The organism is Candidatus Micrarchaeia archaeon (assembly GCA_041653315.1).
GTDB lineage: Archaea > Micrarchaeota > Micrarchaeia > Anstonellales > JAHKLY01 > JAHKLY01.
In genome coordinates, this window is record JBAZFO010000023.1 from 1 (window position 1) to 20,239 (window position 20,239).

At 27.6% G+C, this 20,239-nt stretch carries 24 protein-coding genes and 1 tRNA gene; 18 read left to right on the forward strand and 7 right to left on the reverse strand.

What is annotated here, in order from left to right; translation table 11 throughout:
* The coding region (locus tag WC356_05125; GenBank protein ID MFA5382528.1) for an OB-fold nucleic acid binding domain-containing protein at window positions 1-464 on the reverse strand (464 nt) is incomplete at its 3' end.
* A gap of 63 nt (window positions 465-527) precedes the next feature.
* On the opposite strand from WC356_05125, the gene WC356_05130 reads away from it, so the two are divergent.
* The gene (locus tag WC356_05130) at window positions 528-1,091 is read left to right on the forward strand and encodes a hypothetical protein (GenBank protein MFA5382529.1); all 564 of its coding nucleotides are present in this window, start codon (window positions 528-530) and stop codon (window positions 1,089-1,091) included.
* On the opposite strand, the gene WC356_05135 is transcribed toward WC356_05130, so the two are convergent.
* Window positions 1,065-1,598 carry an NUDIX domain-containing protein gene (locus WC356_05135; GenBank protein MFA5382530.1) on the reverse strand — a complete coding sequence of 178 codons (534 nt, stop codon included), beginning with the start codon at window positions 1,596-1,598 and terminating at the stop codon, window positions 1,065-1,067. The genes WC356_05130 and WC356_05135 overlap by 27 nt on opposite strands.
* 85 nt (window positions 1,599-1,683) lie before the next feature.
* Between WC356_05135 and WC356_05140 the strand changes: the two genes are divergently transcribed.
* From WC356_05140 to WC356_05170, 7 genes are all read left to right on the forward strand, one after another.
* A tRNA-Leu gene (locus tag WC356_05140) sits at window positions 1,684-1,831 on the forward strand.
* A gap of 64 nt (window positions 1,832-1,895) precedes the next feature.
* Window positions 1,896-3,032, forward strand: coding sequence for a mechanosensitive ion channel family protein (locus tag WC356_05145; protein MFA5382531.1), 1,137 nt, complete (start codon window positions 1,896-1,898; stop codon window positions 3,030-3,032).
* A gap of 5 nt (window positions 3,033-3,037) precedes the next feature.
* Window positions 3,038-3,520 carry a 50S ribosomal protein L11 gene (locus WC356_05150; GenBank protein MFA5382532.1) on the forward strand — a complete coding sequence of 161 codons (483 nt, stop codon included), beginning with the start codon at window positions 3,038-3,040 and terminating at the stop codon, window positions 3,518-3,520.
* Window positions 3,520-5,097 carry a PQQ-binding-like beta-propeller repeat protein gene (locus tag WC356_05155; GenBank protein MFA5382533.1) on the forward strand — a complete coding sequence of 526 codons (1,578 nt, stop codon included), beginning with the start codon at window positions 3,520-3,522 and terminating at the stop codon, window positions 5,095-5,097. The genes WC356_05150 and WC356_05155 overlap by 1 nt, the downstream gene beginning before the upstream one ends.
* A gap of 4 nt (window positions 5,098-5,101) precedes the next feature.
* Window positions 5,102-5,836, forward strand: a complete 735-nt coding sequence (locus tag WC356_05160; protein MFA5382534.1) for a hypothetical protein — start codon at window positions 5,102-5,104, stop codon at window positions 5,834-5,836.
* A gap of 284 nt (window positions 5,837-6,120) precedes the next feature.
* A complete protein-coding gene (locus tag WC356_05165) occupies window positions 6,121-6,381 on the forward strand; it encodes a hypothetical protein (protein MFA5382535.1) in 261 nt (86 codons plus the stop codon).
* Between the two features lie 10 nt (window positions 6,382-6,391).
* A complete protein-coding gene (locus WC356_05170; GenBank protein MFA5382536.1) occupies window positions 6,392-6,661 on the forward strand; it encodes a hypothetical protein in 270 nt (89 codons plus the stop codon).
* Between the two features lie 2 nt (window positions 6,662-6,663).
* On the opposite strand, the gene WC356_05175 is transcribed toward WC356_05170, so the two are convergent.
* Window positions 6,664-7,083 carry a hypothetical protein gene (locus WC356_05175; protein MFA5382537.1) on the reverse strand — a complete coding sequence of 140 codons (420 nt, stop codon included), beginning with the start codon at window positions 7,081-7,083 and terminating at the stop codon, window positions 6,664-6,666.
* A 53-nt stretch (window positions 7,084-7,136) separates the two neighbouring features.
* Between WC356_05175 and WC356_05180 the strand changes: the two genes are divergently transcribed.
* Window positions 7,137-7,646 (forward strand): DUF84 family protein, encoded by a 510-nt coding sequence (locus WC356_05180; protein MFA5382538.1) that lies wholly within the window; start codon window positions 7,137-7,139, stop codon window positions 7,644-7,646.
* Here the strand turns inward: WC356_05180 and WC356_05185 are convergent, their stop codons facing one another.
* The 3 genes from WC356_05185 to ftsZ are packed head-to-tail and all read right to left on the reverse strand — an operon-like array spanning window position 7,647 to window position 9,495.
* Window positions 7,647-8,096, reverse strand: coding sequence for a transcription elongation factor Spt5 (locus WC356_05185; protein ID MFA5382539.1), 450 nt, complete (start codon window positions 8,094-8,096; stop codon window positions 7,647-7,649).
* Window positions 8,097-8,105: 9 nt separating this feature from the next.
* Window positions 8,106-8,270 carry a protein translocase SEC61 complex subunit gamma gene (locus WC356_05190; protein MFA5382540.1) on the reverse strand — a complete coding sequence of 55 codons (165 nt, stop codon included), beginning with the start codon at window positions 8,268-8,270 and terminating at the stop codon, window positions 8,106-8,108.
* 10 nt (window positions 8,271-8,280) lie between these two features.
* The gene (gene ftsZ, locus WC356_05195) at window positions 8,281-9,495 is read right to left on the reverse strand and encodes a cell division protein FtsZ (GenBank protein MFA5382541.1); all 1,215 of its coding nucleotides are present in this window, start codon (window positions 9,493-9,495) and stop codon (window positions 8,281-8,283) included.
* A gap of 340 nt (window positions 9,496-9,835) precedes the next feature.
* On the opposite strand from ftsZ, the gene WC356_05200 reads away from it, so the two are divergent.
* Genes WC356_05200 through WC356_05215 form a run of 4 tightly spaced genes read left to right on the forward strand, consistent with a single transcriptional unit; the run spans window position 9,836 to window position 14,325 of the window.
* Window positions 9,836-10,558, forward strand: a complete 723-nt coding sequence (locus tag WC356_05200; GenBank protein ID MFA5382542.1) for a glycosyltransferase — start codon at window positions 9,836-9,838, stop codon at window positions 10,556-10,558.
* 9 nt (window positions 10,559-10,567) lie between these two features.
* Window positions 10,568-11,677, forward strand: a complete 1,110-nt coding sequence (locus tag WC356_05205) for a glycosyltransferase family 4 protein (protein MFA5382543.1) — start codon at window positions 10,568-10,570, stop codon at window positions 11,675-11,677.
* Window positions 11,667-13,250: a methyltransferase domain-containing protein gene (locus WC356_05210; GenBank protein MFA5382544.1), complete on the forward strand. Its 1,584-nt coding sequence runs from the start codon at window positions 11,667-11,669 to the stop codon at window positions 13,248-13,250. Before WC356_05205 ends, WC356_05210 begins: the two co-directional genes overlap by 11 nt.
* 1 nt (window position 13,251) lies before the next feature.
* Complete coding sequence (locus WC356_05215) at window positions 13,252-14,325, forward strand: polysaccharide pyruvyl transferase family protein (protein MFA5382545.1); 1,074 nt, start codon at window positions 13,252-13,254, stop codon at window positions 14,323-14,325.
* Window positions 14,326-14,493: 168 nt separating this feature from the next.
* Here WC356_05215 and WC356_05220 read toward each other — a convergent pair whose 3' ends face one another.
* A complete protein-coding gene (locus tag WC356_05220; protein ID MFA5382546.1) occupies window positions 14,494-14,898 on the reverse strand; it encodes a hypothetical protein in 405 nt (134 codons plus the stop codon).
* Between the two features lie 628 nt (window positions 14,899-15,526).
* Here WC356_05220 and WC356_05225 point away from each other — a divergent pair.
* The 5 genes from WC356_05225 to WC356_05245 all read left to right on the forward strand — a co-directional run bounded on the left by WC356_05225 (window position 15,527) and on the right by WC356_05245 (window position 20,017).
* Window positions 15,527-16,336, forward strand: coding sequence for a hypothetical protein (locus tag WC356_05225; GenBank protein MFA5382547.1), 810 nt, complete (start codon window positions 15,527-15,529; stop codon window positions 16,334-16,336).
* Window positions 16,337-16,338: 2 nt separating this feature from the next.
* On the forward strand, window positions 16,339-18,129 hold the full coding sequence (locus WC356_05230; GenBank protein ID MFA5382548.1) for a hypothetical protein: 1,791 nt from the start codon (window positions 16,339-16,341) through the stop codon (window positions 18,127-18,129).
* A 207-nt stretch (window positions 18,130-18,336) separates the two neighbouring features.
* Complete coding sequence (locus WC356_05235; protein MFA5382549.1) at window positions 18,337-18,978, forward strand: hypothetical protein; 642 nt, start codon at window positions 18,337-18,339, stop codon at window positions 18,976-18,978.
* On the forward strand, window positions 18,975-19,868 hold the full coding sequence (locus tag WC356_05240) for a nucleotidyl transferase AbiEii/AbiGii toxin family protein (protein ID MFA5382550.1): 894 nt from the start codon (window positions 18,975-18,977) through the stop codon (window positions 19,866-19,868). Before WC356_05235 ends, WC356_05240 begins: the two co-directional genes overlap by 4 nt.
* Complete coding sequence (locus WC356_05245; GenBank protein MFA5382551.1) at window positions 19,865-20,017, forward strand: hypothetical protein; 153 nt, start codon at window positions 19,865-19,867, stop codon at window positions 20,015-20,017. Before WC356_05240 ends, WC356_05245 begins: the two co-directional genes overlap by 4 nt.
* Window positions 20,018-20,239 lie beyond the last annotated feature (222 nt).

Sequence of the window (20,239 nt, forward strand, 5' to 3'; positions counted from 1 at the left end):
GGGCATTTTTTAAAAATTTTAATAAATGTTTCATCTTCAAAAAATTGATTTAATAAAGATTTTAGATTTTTATCATTTATGCTGTTAATATATTTTTTTAATTCTTCATACATTTCTTCAATATTTTTATCTGTTATTGGTATAAAATCTTCTAAATCATATTCTTTAGTTATTTCTATTTTTCCTTCTGGTTCATTAACATCTATTTTAGTCTTTTTTTTATATTCTCCAACATTCCCCTTTATTCTTATTACATCATTTTCAGAAAAACTTTTGTGAATTTTTTCTGCAATTGTTTTATCAAAATTTCCCCAATATGTAACTTCGATTTCTCCAGTTTTATCAGCAACACCCATTAGAAACATTAATCCATTTGTATATTCTTTAATTGGATGTTTATATTTAACAGAAAACAAAGAGTCAACTTTTTCTCCTATTTTTAAATCTTTAATAAATTGTTTCATATCTTCACCATGTTTTATTTATTTATTAATATTTATATAAGTATTTAATTAAAAGTATCTAATATGGAATGGAAGGAATTTAAGAAAGATAAATTAAATTATTTACAAGATCATTTAGAAAAAGATAAGGTCGATTTAGATATTTTAGATTTATTAAATGAAATTAATTCAAAAGAAGATTATGTTACTTCTTCATCTTGTTATGGCAGACTGTCTTTATTAGAGATAGATAAAAATAAAAAAGATGCAAATTTTTATATGAAATGGCATAGATTGGTAACTTTTGATGAAGTAAAAAAAAGCATTAAAGAGTATAAGGGGGATAAAAAAATATGGTTTAATTGTGAACCGTTTATATTACATATTTTCACAAAAGATTTAGAATCTGCTAATAATTTTTTAAAAATATGCAGAGAAGCACATTTGAAAAGAGGGGGGATATGGATAATAAAAAATTTTCCTTTTATAGAAGTTTTTGGTACTAATTCTTTTTCTCTGCCTATATTTGATAAAAAAATTTTAATAAGTGAAAAATATTTACAATATTTAGTTAAAGAAAGTAATTCAAAATTATCTAAAAATTTTAAACAAATTGATAATTTATTTGAAATTATTAAAAATAAATAATTTCTTTTTTTCTTTTTTTATAAATTCAAAAGATTTTAAAAAAGAATTTGTATATTTATGTCTATTTTTTTCTAAGTCTTCGATTATAGATTCAATATCTTTTTTTTCATAATTTTGGAATTCCAATGGATTTAAAGTAATTTCTTTTTCATTTTTTATCTCTGTTGTGTATACTTTATGAAAAACTAAACATTTTTTATATTCAATTTTAAAACTGCCAACTTCCTTTAATTCTTCTTTTTTAATACCTAAGCATTCCCATAGCGCCCTTTTAGCTGCATCTGTGTATTCTTCATATCTTTTAACATATCCAGTAGCAGAAGAATGAATCATATTAGGAAATTTCACTTTATTCATTGAAAATCTTGGGAGTACAATTCTTTTATCTGGTAAAAAAACTAAAATATGAACGCATCTGAATGACATATCTAATAGTTCGATCTCAGATTTTCCGCCCCACCCCATAATTTCATTTTTTCTGTCAACTATTATTAATGAGTCATCCATTATTCATTTAGTTATAAATACTCTTTTAAATTAATTGTAATAAAATATTTTTATAGAGGTAAATTTTTTGTTTGTAATGATCTTCGTCGGGGTGGCGGAGCGGTCAAACGCGCGGGACTCAAAATCCTGTGGCTTAGTGCCTACGAGGGTTCAAACACCTTTCTTTTCTTTAAAAAGAAAAGAAATCTGTACCAAAGAAAAGAAACTTAGTATTGAAAATCCCTTCCCCGGCATTTTTAGGTTCTAATCACAATTTTAAACCTTACGTCATAAAGTATATTTATTACTGGTGAAATTATGGAAGTTTTAACTTTAAATTCATTAATGGGATTTAATTTTCCATCTGAAGGTTCCTTCTCCTTATTTGATATTGGGTTATTAATTCTAATCTTTGGAATTTTATTAGTAGTTTTGAATATTTTGATTTATATTTTTAAAAGGATGACAGTACACATAACGGAAAAAACTAAAATGACTTTAGATGATAAATTATTTTCCAATATTATAAAACCATTTAGATTTTTTAGTATAATTATAGCATTATTAATTGCAGTTTATTTAGTTTTTCCAGAAGCATTATTTTTTAAATTATATGAATTAAATTCTCATATTTTAACTTTAGAAAGTATTTTTATTATCTTATTTATATTTGGATTTACATATTTAGTTAATAATTTAATATTGGCTGTACTTAGCTGGTATAAAGATGAAGTAGCACCAAAAACAAAAACTAAATTTGATAATCAAATGATACCGATTATTAAAAAAATGACTTCTATAGTAATTTATTCAATTGGTATAATGATTGTTTTGGATTTAATTGGAATTGAGATTGGCCCATTATTAGCAGGGTTAGGAATAGGTGGTTTGGCTGTTGCTTTAGCTCTACAAGATACGTTATCTAATTTTTTTGCAGGTATGTATATGATAACAGATAAACCAATAGAAAAAGGAAATTATATCTCATTTGATGGTTATGAAGGTTATGTTGAAGAAATAAGCTGGAGAAATACTAAAATTAGGTCTTGGGATAATAATTTAATTATTTTACCAAATTCAAAATTAAGTCAAACAACATTAGTAAATTATTCTAAACCTAATAAAACAGTAACAAGAATATTAAAAATAGGAGTTTCATATGACTCTGATCCAGATAAAATAGTGAAAGTTTTAGAAAAAACAGTTAAAGATACTTTAAAATCAACAGATGCAGGTGATTCCAATACAGTTCCAATTGTTAAATTTTCCGATTTTAAAGATTCAGCAATAGAATTTAAATTAATTTATGGAGTAATTGATTATACAAAAAGATTTTCTTTTGAAGACGAATTAAAATTAAATATTTTAAAAGAGTTTAAAAAGAATAATATTGAGATTCCATATCCTATTCAAACAATATATTTAAAAGAAAAAGTGAGGAAAAATAAGAGGTGAAATAAATGAATAAAACAACAATAAATGCTTTAATTGAAGGCGGTTCAGCAACAGCAGGTCCACCATTTGGTCCAGCATTAGCTCCATTAGGCGTAAATATAACCGAGGTCATTAAAAAAATAAATGATTCTACCAAAGATTTTAAAGGAATGAAAATACCAATAAAAGTAATAGTAGATAAAGATACAAAAGAAGTTGAAGTAGAAATAGGTTCTCCCCCAACATCAGAATTGATTAAGAAAGAAGCAGGATTAAAAAAAGGAAGAACAGAAAAAGATAAAATAGCAGGTGATATTTCTTTAGAAAAAATTGTGAGTATCGCTAAAAAGAAAAAAACAGGGATTTTAGGCAAGAGCTTAAAAGATATGACTAAAGAAGTTTTAGGAAGTTGTTTATCTTTAGGTATTACTTGTAATGGTAAGAGTCCTAAAGAAATAACTAAAGAGATAGATAAAGGAGAACATAATTCTTTATTTGGTGGAGAATAATGAAAAAAATATTTTTTATCTTTCTTATTTTATTTTGTTTTTCTTTTGCAAATACTTGGGAATTGAATTTGAATTCCAAAGTCCAGACTAATATTGAGATATACAATAATTCTATTTTTGCAGGATGTATAAATGGAGATTTGGTTTCAATAGATTTACAAAAAGGAAATTTAAATTGGAAAATAAGCCATTCTATTGTACCAGAAAAAATATTGATTTTTAATGATTTAATAGTTTTTTATGGAGATACTTCTGCTTATTTTTATTATTCAAATGGGACTTTAAATAAGATTTATAGTTTTTCATCAAAAATATATGGTGCTTCTGTTTACGATGAGGAAATATATTTTACAACTTTGGATGGGGTTTATATTTTTTCTAAAGATATTTCTTTAATTTGGGATAAAAAAATAAATTGTATTAAAACTAAACCAATTATTGATGAATATTTTGTTTATTTTAATTGTAATAATAAAATATATGCATTGGATAAAGTAAATAAAAATATTTTATGGGAAACAGATATTGGACAAGTGATTAGTTTTGAAAAAGGGGATTTAAGATTGTTTGTAAGTACTGCAGATAATAAAATTAAAACTTTAGAACTTACTGAAGGAAAAGAAGTTTGGAATTATAAAGCAGGGGGATGGATAACAGAAATAGAAAGTGATAATAAATCTGTATTTTTTATATCAAATGATTATTCTGTTTATGCGTTAAATGCAGATACTGGAAATTTAGTCTGGTCTACATATATTGGTGATTTAACCAGATTAGAAATAAATGAAAATATTGTTTTGGTTGGAACAAAAAATAATAAAATATTTGGTTTAGATAAAAATACAGGAGAAGAAAAATTTGTTTTATTTACTTCAAATTGGCCTGAAAATTTAAAGATTATTAATGACACTGTATTTTATAGCACTTTAGATAGAGATATATTATCCCATAATATTAATCACGTTTGTACTTTTGAATATCCAAATGAGAATTCATTAATTGGATCTTCTGAGTTTGAGTTAAAAGGAAAAGTATATTCTTTAGATAATTCAGTAAAACAAGTTGAAATATTTTTAATTGGCGAGGATAACCAAATAAATAGTATTGCACAAGGTGTTGATAATTGGACTGCGTATATTGATCCGTATTTTATAAAGGATGGAATGCTCGAAGTTTTATGCAAAGTCTACCCATATGAAAATACAATTAAAAGACAGTTAATTAAAACTCCTCAGGTTTCATTAATTGAAGAAATGGAGATTAAATATCCTTCTAATGTTGAAGTTCAAGAAACTTTCCAAATTTATGCTTTAAATAAATATGATAGAGTTATAAATGATATTAAAATTATTTATGAAGGAAATGAGTATGTTTCTATTAATGGATATATTACTATGTTTTTTGACACCCCAGGAATAAAAGAGATTGAAATATCTAGAAAAGGATATAAATCACAAACAATTCAAATTCAAGCTGGAAATTTACAAAGCGCAGATGATTATACCTTATTTTATTTGGCTGGGATAATAATTCTTATCATAGCAGTTATATTTTTAATAAAGAAAATAAAAAAGTGATTTAATGAAAACAATTTACTTTTACAAGGATATAAATGCAGAGTTCACTGCTGAAAAATTAAGGGAAAGAAGTAGAATGAAAGGATTTGAGTTTATTGGAGTTAAAGTTAGTGATATTAAGAAAATTAAAGGAAAAGCAATTCTTATTTGGGGAAATGGAAACAAGCATCAGTTATCGTATTATTTTGATTGGCCTGATAAAGATGAAATTACAAAAATTAATATTGACCAGCACACAGATTCTTTGTTGAATCACTGTGAAAAGGGGATTAAATGTTGGAATCACTTTTATTTTTCTATAATAAAAGAAAAAAGAAAAGGAAAGATTATCCTGCCTGATTATTATAAAGACCAAATATATAAACTTCCATTAGATTATAATAAACTTGATTACCTAGATCCAAACAATCCAATAATTGAAGGAAACATTCAACTTACTATTGACTTGGATGTAATTGATAGTATACCTGTACTTCCAGTTTATCTAAGTTATGAAGGAAATGGCTTGAGTAATGAAGAGTTATATGATATTATATATAAACTTTTTAACAATAGTGGAGAACTTGTGCGTTTTGATATTGGAGGAATTTGTAAAAACAGAAATGCGTGGAAAGCAACTGACTTAAAAGAAGACGCAGAAATAATGAAAAGAATTTACTCAGATAAAGGGTATAACAAGGTAATTGATATTTTTGAGCATCTTATTCTTGAAGCAAATGAGAAGATGGAAAAAGATTAATATTATTATTTTCATTTAATCAACCTTTTATTTTAATTAATTATAAAAGATAAAAGAAGGATATATATTTTGGTTTTTATTCGGGATTATTTTAATGATTTAAAAAGACATAAATAAGAAAATAAAAACAATAGGTTGAAAATTAAGTAATTTTTACTACTCTTTATTTTTTTAATAGTAACAATTTATGAAAAATGAGTAAAAAATGATTAAAAACCATAGCGAAAAGTATATAAACCGCAAACACCCCAATAAATTTAGAAATTAACAAAGAAGGTGATTAAATGCATATAACAGTAAATTTTGAAGGTTATATTAAAGATATAATAGAAAATGCTATTGAAAAAGGTCTTGCTAAAACAAAGACTGAAGCACTTAGATTAGGAATATTAGAATTAAATGATAAATATAACTTATTAAAAAATGATGAAGAAATATTATTTCTTAAAAATAAATTAGAAGCAATAGATAATCAAATAAAAGCAGGCAAATTAAAAGAAGAAACAGAAGAAGAAGTTGCAAAAAAATATCCTGAATTATTTTGAAGGTAATCAAATGGAAAGTGAATTTTATAAAATAAAATATGCTTTAGGTTGGGATATGCATTATTCGAAAATGGATAATTCTCAAAGAATTCCAATTGCAAAAAAGATCAAAAAATTAAAACAAAAGAAAAAAACAAGACATTTACATTATGGATTGCAATTTTCAGTTGATGAAGTAAATCAATATAGGATTGTTTATAAAATATTTGAAAAAGAAAAATTCGTACGTATTTATTTTATAGGTAATCATAAACAATATGAAAAATGGTTAAGGGAATAAATTTAAATATTTGAATTATTCTTAAGAATTTTATCTAATTTTTTCCAGTCTTTTCCAATAACAATTGGTTGCAAGGCAATTAATTCTTCTCTATAATTTAATCCTTTTGGAATTTCATTTAACAGGAAAATAGGTATTTTTTTATAAAAAGCCAAACCCATTTCCATAAACGCGCTTCCGCCAATGTATCCCTTAATATTATTTTTATCAAAATTAGCTATATATATCGCATCTGATTTATCAATTTTAGAAAAATGGTCCTCTATTAATCCATACATTTTTTTTGTAAGTGCTGTTTCTTCTAAATGGTGATAGTCAACCATACTTGGTAAAAACACTTCATATCTTAATTCTTCAAGTTCTTTTTTAATTTCAGGTAATCTATCAAAAAATCTAGAACTTGAACATAAAGTAATCTTCATAGTTTTTATTTATTTGGAAAGAAATAAATTAGTTTCTTTTAATAAGATATCTAATGAAAATTGCGGTTACTTCAAAAAATAAAATTAAATTGAATGCAGTTAAAAATGCATATTTTTCAATAGGAATTAAAACTGAGATAATAGGTTTTTCTGCTAATTCAAGTGTTGGTGAACAACCAGTGAATGAACAAACTATTCAAGGAGCAAGACAAAGAATAGAAGATATAAAACCACAAGTTGAAGAAACTTTTGATAGAATTATCTCTATTGAAAATGGAATTTTTAAAGAAGATAATGAATGGAGAGATAAGGCAGTTGTTGTTTTACTAAATTTAAAAACAAAAGAAGAATCTATTGGCTATTCAGATTATATTGTTTTTCCAGATAAATATGTTGAAAAAGCACGTAAAATAGGTTTTGATAAAATTACTGTAAGTGAAGTAATGTTTGATGATGATTATATTTTAGATTCTAAAGATCCGCATAAGTGTATTTCAGGTATTCCTAGACAAGTTTATTTAGAAGATACTTTGAAAAAAATTGTAAGAGAAGTAGAAAAGTAATTATTCTTCATCAGCTTTTTTAAATACTTTAACTGTGTCTGCTTTAATTGTAACTGGAATAGGTACTGCTGCTTCTATTAATTCAACTGTTAATTCTTCTTTGTTTTTATCTACACGCATTACTTTTGCTTTTTCTCCTTTAAATGGACCGCTTATAACTTCAACTAAATCATCTTTGTTAATAGATAATATTGGTGGTTTAGCTGCTTCAATTAATCCATCAATTTCATTCATACCAATTGTTTTAGATAAAACTCCCCTAATATGTGGTAATCCAAAAATAGCTTTTCTTATATCTGCTTCATTTTCAGCTTCTATAATTATATATCCTCTTAAATCATCAAATACTGCTATACTTTTGATTGAATGCGCTTCTTTTTTTATTTTTTTAACTAGCATGTCTGCAACGACATGTTCTTGTCCTGTTGTAACTCTTGATGCATATAACATAAATTTCACCTATGGTATTATCTGAAATATAAACCAAATTATTAATCCAATAATTCCTACTAAAATCATTCCAATTCCTGAAATTACTGCTATTTGTTTAAATTCAGTATATTTTGGTTTATAAAAAGTATAAAATATCCTTCTTGATTGTCTTATAAAATCTATAAATCCCATTTTATCATCCTCATCCTACTAAATCTAAATCTAATTCTTCTTCAACTGATTTTCTTTCTAAATTTTCTAATGTATATTTAGGCATTTTTGTGCCTGCAATAACAACTAATACTCTTAATGTTGATTTTTTAATATTATCTTCAATTCTAGCCCCCCAGATTATATGCGAAGAAGGGCTTATTCTATTTGATACTTCTTTCATTATTATTTCAGCTTCTTTTAAAGACATATCTTCCCCGCCAATTACATTAATTAATGCTTTATCAGCAGTTGTAATGTCTATATCTAATAATGGTGAGTTTAATGCTGTTTCAATAGCAATCATTGCTCTTTGGTCTGGTTTAGCTTCAATTGAAGCTTCTCCAATACCTATAACTGCACATCCTGCATCTTTTAATATTGTTTTTAAATCAGCAAAATCTAAGTTGACCATTCCTGGTTTTGTTATTAATTCTGCTATTCCTTTAACAGCTCCTGCTAATACCTCGTCTGATACTTTAAATGCAGTATTTAAAGGCAAATCTGGAGCTATTGTTAATAATTTATCATTTGGTATTACAATTGTTGTATCTGCTTGTTTTTGTAGTTTTTCTAAACCTTGTAATGCATTATGCATTCTTGTTCTTCCTTCTGATGTAAAAGGTAAAGTTACAACTGCTACTGTTAAAGCGCCCATTGCTTTTGCTGCTTGTGCTATTACTGGTAGACTTCCAGTTCCTGTACCTCCACCTAATCCACATGTTAGAAATACCATACTAGCATCTTCGAATGATTTTTTTAATTCATCCATAGATTCTTTTGCTGCATTTTCTCCAACTTCTGGATTACTTCCTGCACCTAATCCTTGTGTTAGTTTTTTACCTAATAAAATCTTTCTTTTTGCTCTTGTTTTAACTAAATGTTGAACATCTGTATTTGAAGCTACTAAATTTACTCCTTGGATTCCGATTTCTGCTACTCTTGATAAAGTATTGCATCCTCCTCCTCCTGCACCAACTATATAAATTTTAGGCTTGCTCTCTTCAATGAATTTTAATAATTCAGCATCATCTTCTGAACCTATTTGTACTCCTTGTGGTAATTGGTTTTTTAAATAATTTTGAGTATAACTTTGTGTTTGATTAACACTATTCGAGTTCTGATTTGCATTATTATTTGGTAAAAATTTAGAATCAATATTATGTTTTTTCATAATTTCTTCGTAGGTTTGAGGTTCTTCAGTCATGTTTTTCACTTTTATTGCCTCAGTTAAAACTAGGCGCATAATTGTATTTATATATGAATAGAAAGGTTTTAAATTGATTTGGTTGAGTTTAAAATTCAATAATATTTTAAACTATTGGTGAATATTGGCAAAGTGCTGTTTATTATTATTTATTTTCCACTTTTATATGATGGAATAATTTGATAAACTAACATTTGAGTAAATTGATTTGCCTAAATGTTAACATTTGAGTAAATGGATTTGCCTAAATGTAGAAAGATTTATAAATAAAAAGCAATTTTGAATATTATATTTTTTTAGTTTCCATACAATTATAAAGATTTATTTTATAATTTGAAACATGATTGATATTTCTGTTATAATACCTGCTTATAATAAAGGGAAAATTGTAGAACAGAGAATTGAAAATGTGTATAATTTTCTTAAAAATAATAAACAGATAAACCAATTTGAAATAATTGCTATTAATGATGGTTCAAAAGACGATACTTTACAAAAACTTTCCAATTTTACTTTTTCAGAATATACATTGATAAATTTAGAAAAAAATATGGGAAAAGGATATGCTTTAAGACAAGGATTTCAAAAAGCTAAATATTCTTATGTTGCTTTTTTAGACGCAGATAATGATTTACCTATTGATAATCTAGAATCTTTAATTTTAAAAATTAAAAATAATTCTTGTGATGCAGTAATATGTTCTAAAAATCATCCAAAAAGTAAAGTTGAAAACCCAAATAGAGGAATTTTAAGTAAAGGTTATTTTTCTTTTTCTAATAATTTATTAAAATTACCTATTTCAGATTCACAAGTCGGCGCTAAAATATTTAAAAAAGAAGTTTTAGATACTATTTTACCAAAATTATGTGTTAATAGATTTGCATTTGATAGTGAGCTTTTAACAGCAGTATCTTCAAAAAATTATAAAATTAATGAAATACCAGTAACCTTAATGATGGATAATACTGAAAAAAGTACAGTTGATGTTAAACAAATGGGACATATGTTTGTAGACACTTGCGCCATTGCGTATAGAAAATATTTTAAGAAGTGGTATGAATAGGTGCGCTTTATGAAAATTGTTATGTTTTCTTGGAAAGATTTAAAACATCCAGAATCAGGAGGCGCTGAATGGGTTACAGATAAATATTTATCTTATCTTGTTGAAAAAGGCCATGAAGTAGAATTAGTTTGTTCTGGTTTTAAAGATTCTAAAAAAAATGATTCGAGAAATGGATACAAAATAACTAGATTAGGTAATAGATTAACTGTTTATCCAAAAGTTTTTTTTTATTATAAAAAACACCTTAAAGGAAAAGTTGATGTTGTTATTGATCAAATAAATACTATTCCGTTTTTTACTCCTTTATTTGTTAAAGAAAAGAAAATAGGTTTTATTCATCAAACAGCGCGAGAAGTTTGGTTTTATGAAATGCCTCCTTTAATTTCTCATTTGGGTTATTTTATTGAGCCGTTATTGTTTAAACCCTATAAAGATATAAAAATGATTTGTGTTTCAGAATCAACTGCGCAAGATATGAAAGATTTTGGGGTTAAAGAAACAATTGTAATACATAATGGCTGTGATGTTGAACCATTGAAAAAATCTGTTGAAAAGGAAGAGAATACTTTTTGTTTTGTAGGTAGATTAACTTCAATGAAAAGAGTGGATCATGCTATTCTTGCAATAGCAGAATTAAAAAAATATTTTCCAGATGTTAAACTTAAAATAATCGGTGGAAACGGCAAAGAGAATTATGTAAGAAAAATAAAAGCGCTTGTTAAAGAAAAGAGCCTTGAAGAAAATGTAATTTTCACTGGTTACCTTACTTTTGAAAAGCGCAATGAAGAGATTTCAAAATGCAATGCAATAATTGTCCCATCAGTGCGCGAAGGCTGGGGCTTGATTGTGATTGAAGCAAATGCGCTTGGCACGTCAGCAGTTGGCTATGATGTTCAAGGCTTGCGCGATTCAATCCAAGATAAAGTAAATGGGTGGCTTGTAAAAGAAAGCAAGCGCGAAGCGGAAAGTATAAAAAGGTTAAGTGAAACATTAAAAATAGTTTTAAGCTTAGACAATACGCAGCGCAGCAAGATAAACAAGCGCTGCATTGATTATGCGCTTGAATTTAAATGGGAGAAGAGCGAGAAAGCGTTTTTAGGTGAGTTAATTGAAAAATGATAATCCATTAGTTTCAGTAAATTTAATTTCTTTAAATTTAGATTCTTCAATCAAATATGTCTTGAATAGTTTGGAAAAGCAATCTTATAAAAATTTTGAATTGATCTTTGCTTCCCCAAATATACCTAGCGAACTTTTGAATGCATTTAATGCTTATTCTTTTCGGCATGTTGTTTTAAATTCCCATGGATTATCCAAATCCGGAGCAAGAAATTTAGCAATATCAAAAAGCAAAGGGGAATACATTCTTATTATTGATGATGATATGATTCTTTCTCCTTCCCTTATTTCTGATTGTGTTAATGCAGCAGGAAAAAACAAGTTTGATGCTGTTGATATCCCAGAAGTTTGGGATTCAAACAAAGGCTTTTTTGATGGATGCATGAAATTGGAAAAAGAGCTTGTCAATAAGCATAGGATTGTTTCAACCCCCCGTTTTTTTACTTCGGCAATTCTTAAAAAGATTGGGGGATTTGACAAATATTTTAATGAGATGGATGAAGCAGCAATTAATATAAAACTTAAATTATTTAATGCAAAACTAGGTGTAATATCTTCACATATTTCTATTTTCAAGCCATATTCTCTTTTTTATGAATTAACTAAAAAGTTTAAAAGAGGGCAGGAATTTCCCCTGTTTCAAATCTGTTATCCAAAAACTGGGTTATTCAAAAAGAAAGAGAGAATCAGATTTTATTTTAATGAACTAGCACACGATCCATTCACAGTTGTACTATTGTTGAAATTGAAATTTTTGGAATTTATTTCATTTAAATTAGGCTTTTTCAATCCCACAAGAATAATTAAAGACGCAATTCTCATTGAAAAAAACAAGAAACTATTTGACGGAGAAGCAAAAACATACGAAGATACATTTTTTGTTAATACTCCGGGTGCGGGTTATGTTGACAAAAAAGAGAAAGATATTCTTCTTTCTTTATTAAAAAAATCTAATTCAGAGCCAAAGCGAATTTTAGATATGGGCTGTGGTTCGGGCAGGTGGTCACGTTATCTTTTGGAATTATACCCAAATGCGGTTGTGTATAGTTTAGATATTGCGCCAGACATGCTCAAGCAAACAAAAGAGAATTTGAAAAAGTTTGGAAAGCGCTCTAAGACAATAGAATCAAATATGGAAAATATTCCATTCGATGATGCGTATTTTGATCTTGTTGTTACTATCCGCGCCTTGAAATACGTTCCAAATGTGAAAAAGGTTTTTTCTGAAGTCAGCAGGGTTCTAAAATCAAATGGCGTTTTTGTTTTTGAGCTTCCGTACCCGAATTTTATTTTGAAAACTTTATCTTTTTCTCCAATATTCTCTAATTCAAAAATTATTGATTATTCAAAGCGCATAAAAATATCAAATCCGGTGCTGGTTAAAAAAATGCTTTCCAATACCAATTTCCCAAAACAAGAAATGGGGGTTTATTTTAGTTTTCCTGCAACATTTTTTGCAAAGGGATTTTTTTCAAAAGGCATTGCGCTTAAGTTTGCAAAGTTTTTAGACAAAATTCTGCCGAAACCAATTTTTGGGAGGAGTGTATTTATGATTGCAAAAAAAGAGGTATAAAATGGTAAGTTTACATAACAATCCATTTACAGTTTTTAGAAATTCAAAAAAAATAATGATAATAGGTAGTTATGGGCAGATTAATTTAGGGGATGAAATGATACTAACTTCGTTTTACCAAAATATCAAAGTTTTAAATCCTTCTGCAAAAATAGTTGTTCCAGTAAGAATACCTAAAAATGTGAGAAAAATTCACGGTTCCGAAGCTGTCACTATAACCGGTATTTTCAATCCTTTAACTCTCCTCGGCAATTTTCTTTCTTGTGACACCATAGTTGTTGGTGGGGGAGGAATGTTCAGCAAGTATACAGGCTTCTTTGCCAGGTTTTCACCTTTCGTATTACTGGTGGGAAAATTGTTTGGGAAAAAAGCAGGATATTTTGGGATAGGATTTTATACTACTGCCCCGAAATTCGAAAAGTCGTTGATAAATTTTTCCTGCAATTTTTGTGATTTTATTATTTTGAGGGACAAGTCTTCCCTGTGTGTTTTGAATGACAAAATGCAGAAGAAAGCAGAGGTTGTTGATGATTTGTCCTTTTATGTAACTTCGGACAAGAGGCTGTTGGTAAATTCTGCTCTTGAATTGTTTTCTAAAAAGGTTGGTAATGCGCGCAAAAAGCAAAAGAAAAAGGTTGTAGGAATATCTATCAAACCTCTCAAGTCCACAGCTGAAACTGCGGCATTGATTGACAAAATGGCCAAGCTAATATCATCAACTCCTGCATTTTATGTTTTCTACCCATTTGCCGTTTCCGAAGTTTCTGCCAGAAGTGACCTACCCCTCATCCAGTCAATGATAACCAAAAGCGGAATCAAGGAAGATAGTTATTTAGTAATGGATCAAACTCACCCGATTGTCTGGAGGGAATCATTCAAAAAGCTTGATTTTGTAATTGGCATGCGATACCATTCCATCCTTTTTGCTCATCAGATGAAAGTCCCCCTTTACGGGATCAGTTATGAAATCAAATGCGACGAGTTTCTCAAGGAGCATGATCTAAATGGCGCGAGCTACAAGAACCTTGATGTTGCAAAAATGCAAAAGGAGATTAGTGGTGCAAATGGGAAATAAGAAACAAGGCCTTCAATTTTTTAATAAAACTAAGTTTATGTTATTTGGAGTAATACTAATATGTTTGATTAATTTTTTTCTATTATCTCCTGTTTTATTTTCCGATAAACCAATAATTCACAGAGACTTTAATTTTCCTTTTGTCAATGAAAATATGTTTTTAGACAATTATCTCAGTGCTTGGAATGAATACACTAGCAGCCCCACCTTAGAGAATATATTTCGTTTACCTAACAGGATTATACCTATTTTTCTTTTAAACTTGGGTTTAGATCTGGTTACTGTCTTGAAATTTTTAGTTGTCTCGCCATTTTTTTTGGGTACCTTATTCATGTTTTTTCTTTTAGCTAAATTGTTTAACTCCCCGCAGAACATTTTTGATTTAATTGTGGTTGTGTTATGTTCGCTTTTTTTTATGTATAACCCTATAATGTTTATCTTTGTACATACTGTCGGATTTATTTTAGCCTTGGCATTCCTACCTTTATACTGTTTAATCGCAATTAATTTTTTTAAACATTGGAAATTATCATACCTGCTTATCCTTCCTATAATAATCTTTTTTACATCCACACACCCTTTCATCACTTTTGTTTATTTATCTATTTTTCCCTTATTTTCTCTCTATCACTTTTTGTTTAACAAAATTCAAATACAAAAATTAATATTGTCGAATATGGCCCTTATTATAATTTATCTTTTGCTTTTTCTGTATTTTCTGGTGCCTCTGTCTTTTTATTTTGCCTCGTCAAACAGCTTAGACCCATCATTTAAAGGATACTACAATATCAGTGAAGATGTTTTCCAGGCAACTAGTAATAATCAAATATTGCATCTTTTTTTGGGGGTTCGGGATTCTATCTACATCCTTGCCCAGTATCCTAAGGACTCAGGGTATCCATTTTGGATTTTTTGTTCATTAATTTTATTTATTTTAATATACACTTCTGTATTTTGGAAAAGAAATTTAGAAAAAGAACTTCTTTTTGTATTATTTTTGGTTTTTTTAATTTTTACATTTGGTTCTAGTTCTCTTTTTGGTGATGTATACTATATGTTAATATCACTGCCTTTAGGTTGGATTTTTCGATCAAATCTTAAATTTATGCTTTTTTCCCCATTTTTCTTCTCAATATTTCTTATAATACTTCTTTCTTCAATCCGCTTGAATAAATTGAAATACGCCTTATTCTTGTTTGTTTTGTTTCTCAGTATAGTTTATATATATCCTTCTTTTGCTGCTTTTACTAAAGTTTTTTCAGGAGTTGCTATCCCTGAGGAGATAAACAACTTAAATCAAAAAATTTCTAATGACGATGCTTGTCGCATTATTTGGCTGCCGTCATATAACTCATTACAGACTACTTGGTCGGGGGATAATATGATTGGATTAAATTTTGGGTTGTCCATCTCAAAAATACGAACTTATAACTACAACTTAGATAATTCAAACCTAGGTACTTTATTTGGAGAGTTAAATACTTCTTTAGTACAAGACAGGTTATCAAACCTTAACATCAAGTATATTGCCTTACATAATGATTTGGTTGTTGACAACTCTCGGAAAAACAAATTCAATTTAGAACAGAGTTATTCATCTTATCTGACTCAGAATCTAAGAAATGTTTACTCTGAAAACGGGTTTGAACTTTACCAGAACGATAATCTCACCGAATGCAAAAAGGTTGTTGTAACTAAAGACGACGGGGGGGAATGTTTGGACTGCCAGCTTAAAACCACAGGCAAAAACAAATATGAAATCGTTTTTCATAATCAAGGGTCTTATTTGATTGACTTAAAAGAAATTAATGATCCATTTTGGGTTGCATCAAAAGGACAAAAAATAAATGGAAGCCTAACAAATCAGTTTTTGGTTTCTGCAGAACCAGGAGATAAAATTACTATTTGGTATTCTTTAAATGATTATTTTTATATTGGGGTAATATTAACTATTATTGTATTACTTTTGATTGTAATAATATATTTTAAATTTGGTAATGTTGTGATATGATTATGAAGTATACGGGTTTTCAAGGGATTACTATGTTTTCGATCTTAAAAAAATATTTCGGCTTTCTTGCTTTTTTCCTTATAGGTATTATTACTCTTTATTCGTTTGTTTTTTCATCTAATGCGTTTTGTTATCTTGATTTTTGCCATAATCAAGCATTTGATTTTTTAAAGGAGCTCTCACTAAGGCTTAATTCATTTAATCTTTCTTTAGGTTCAATAATATATCTCCCAATACGTTTCTTTTCCTCCCTTTCCTCCGGCTATTCCAACACTCTTTATTTTCTGCTCCTCTTTATCCTGGGGGGATTCTGGTTCTACAAGAATTACAAGGAAGGAGACAAATTAGGAATTGCAGCGCTTTTTGGTATTCTTTTAGTTTTTAATCCGTTTGTTTATGAGCGCATAATGATGGGGCAGTGGGGAGTAGTAGCTTCAACTTTGCTTATGCCAATTTTCATTTATTATATGTTTAAGTATTTCAAGGAACCTAATAATCACAATTTGATTTGGCTTGTAATTGGATTTATGGCTTCGAGTGTTCATCAATTGCATTTCTTTGTAATTAATTTAGGAATATTGTTTTTATACATCCTTATTTTATTATTTAAAGAAAGATTCAAACAAATACCTTCAATTACAATATTAAAAAACACAATTAAAGTTTTAGGAATTTTATTTTTAATAAATTTATATTGGGTTTTACCATATATTTTTACTCAACTACAAACTCAAAATACAGGAATTATTGGCGCAATAGATGAATCAGATATGTTATTTTTCGCGCCTAAAACATCAGTAGTTAATTCCTTAATAAACACAGCAGGGATGTATGGTTCATGGAGAGAAAATTCAATTATATTAGCAAAAAACATTCTCCCATTACCCGTATGGTTAGGGATTTTAATTATTTTTATATTTTTAATGATTAGAGGTTTTTTAACAGATCCAAAAAAACCAGAAAATATTTTATTCATCTTATTATTTATTATAGGATTAATTTTTGCTGTTGGTATGGCTTCACAATACACAGCGCCTATTTTTGAATGGTTTTTTGATAATGTTCCATTTTTCAAAGGGTTTAGAGATTCAAATAAATTTGTTTCATTAATAGTAATCTCTTATGCTATTTTAGGTGCTAAAGGATTAAAATCAATAATAGATGAAAATAAAGATAGGATACACAATTTAAAACTAAGAAAAGCTTTTGGGCCTATTTTAGTATTAATAATGCTTAGTTTAATTATTATCTACAATTTTCCACAAATAGGTTTATGGGGGCAATTACACCCAATTTCTTACCCAGAAAGTTATTCTGAGCTTAATACATATTTGAAAAATATTGATGAAACAGGACATGTAATGTATTTGCCTTTGGGAACTTATTTTACTTATAATTGGTCAAAACCAGCAGGTTTAGATGGGAGAATAGGAAATCCAATAAATAGAGTAGTTGAAAAATTCATAATTACAGGTTCAAATGAGCAAGATTATGGTGCTAAAAATGAATTACAAACAAATCTAGAAGTGTGTTTAAAAAATAAAAATATATCTTGTTTAGAAGAACAAGGTATTCAATACATAATATTAGACGATTGTGCTCATTTTCCAGATAAATATCAATGGATTAGAGATAATTTAAATAAAACACATAAAGATGGCTGTACTGAAGTTTATAAAACTAATACTATTGTAAAGGTTGATAAAGATTTAGAAATCCCCTTAAGTTTCATAATCGGCTCAATTATATCAATTATTACTTTGCTTTACCTGATTTTTATCTTAAGAAAATGATTTATGTACATTTTTATCTCCTTTAATTCATTTATTATCATATTTGATATAATTTACTGTTATAATTTAACCAATCTATTTATATTAAAAAATCTGATATGAAAAAATGGATTTTTAAAGTAAATTTTTGAAATAAATAGATATAATTATAAATATTACCGTTTTATTTATATTAGAAAATATAATATGAACAAATTGGTGAATAATATGAATAGTGCAGAAATGACAGAAATTTTGATAAAAAGATCTGGTAAGATATGTACTGTTTCCGACTTAAAGAAAATATTTGAAAAAAGGTACTCACAAATACGTTCAAGATTAATAAATGGGCGGTGGATTAAACCATTACTCTTATTTGATGGTATTTATTATGTTTGTGATCCAGAAGAAAGAGCATACAAATCATATAAATTAAGTAGATTTGAGGTATTGGTGGCTGTTTTAAACAAGAGTTTAAAAAATTGGTATTTTGGAAGGATTACTGCCTTGCACCATCTTAATGGTACTCAGCAGGCATCAAGTGCATATTATGTGATTAACAACAAATACAGCATGAAAATAAAATCAAAGTTTTTTGGAGAAATTGTATTTACTAAAATATCAGTAGTAAATACATATGGGTTGATTAAAATAAGGTATGGAAATTTAGAATATTTTTTGAGCAGTATGGAAAGAACTTTAACAGATTATTTATATTTATATAATAGTGGGGCTATAAAAAAAGAATATATCTTAAAACTTTTTAAGGAAAATAAGTATAGTAGAAAAAAATTACAAAAAACAATAGTCAAATGTTATCCAAAAGCATCAGCAATAAAGATGTTTTCAGTGATTGGTGAAATAAAATGATTGATTTTGATTCTTTAAGGGATATTTCTTCGCGTATTACTACAGAACCGCCATTTACAGATGAGAATATTTATGTAGACCTCATTCTAACAATCACCCTAAAAAGACTGCAAGAAAAATTTGATTTTCTAATTCTAAAAGGAGGTACGGCGATTGTAAAAGCTCATTTTTATCCATATCGTTTTAGTTATGATTTAGATTTTTCATACTTTGGAAAAGACAATCCAAAAAAACAATATAAAGAATATAAAGAATCTTTAAAAAAGTATTTACAAGAACTTGGGTTTAAAATAACAAATATTGAATCGGAAGATATGCATCGGGATGGAGGGAGAATACTTATTTTAAAAATAAAAGATAAAGGTAGTAAGCCTTTACAGAGAGAAGTTAAAGTTTCAATTAGTGCAATTGATAGGGTTCCTTGTTATCCTCCCATATTAAAATCTTTTAAAACAATTCAGCAAATTCCTTCAGATCCATTCGAAATGCTTTATCCAGATATATACGCAGAAATTAATGAGGTTAAAGCAAAAGTATTAAGTATTGAAGAATTGTGTGCTGAAAAAATACGTGCATTAGCAACTAGAGGAAATCAAGGAGAATGGAATTTAGTCCTAAGAGATTTAGTAGACTTAGGGGTTATGGATTCCAAACGAGTGTTAAATAGGGTTTTAAATGATAGAGTTTGCATAGATCATAAATTTAATGCAATTACTAATCTTTCTTATCGAGAAAAATTTGAATCATTTCTTAATTCAAATGAATCAATAATCATAAATGAGGAAGATAAAAAGATATTTATACAACAGGATCTTTTTGATGAGTCAAAATTAACAATTATCTTAAATAAAATTAAGGATAATCTTAAAAAAACGCCCCCATTTGTGTGATCAGTACATTAACACTTTATACAAAAGTTTATAAAACTAATTCAAAAACAGTTGTTGATAAAGATTTAGAAATCCCATTAAGTTTCATAATTGGTTCAATTATATCTGCGCTTACTTTAGTAGGTTTAATTCTATGGTTTAAAAAATAAGAGTATTCTAAAATGTGAAATAGGATACATAATCTTATTATAATAATCAGGGTTATGTATTTTGTTTTAGATACTCATCAACATAATTGTGCTTGGTTTACTCTTCTATTTTAGCCGGAAATATACTCTTTAGGAGTGTTTATAAATAATATTTACTAATTTTTATTACAAGGTAATAATATGGACATAAATGTAGATTCAAATAATTCATTAGCTGTTTTT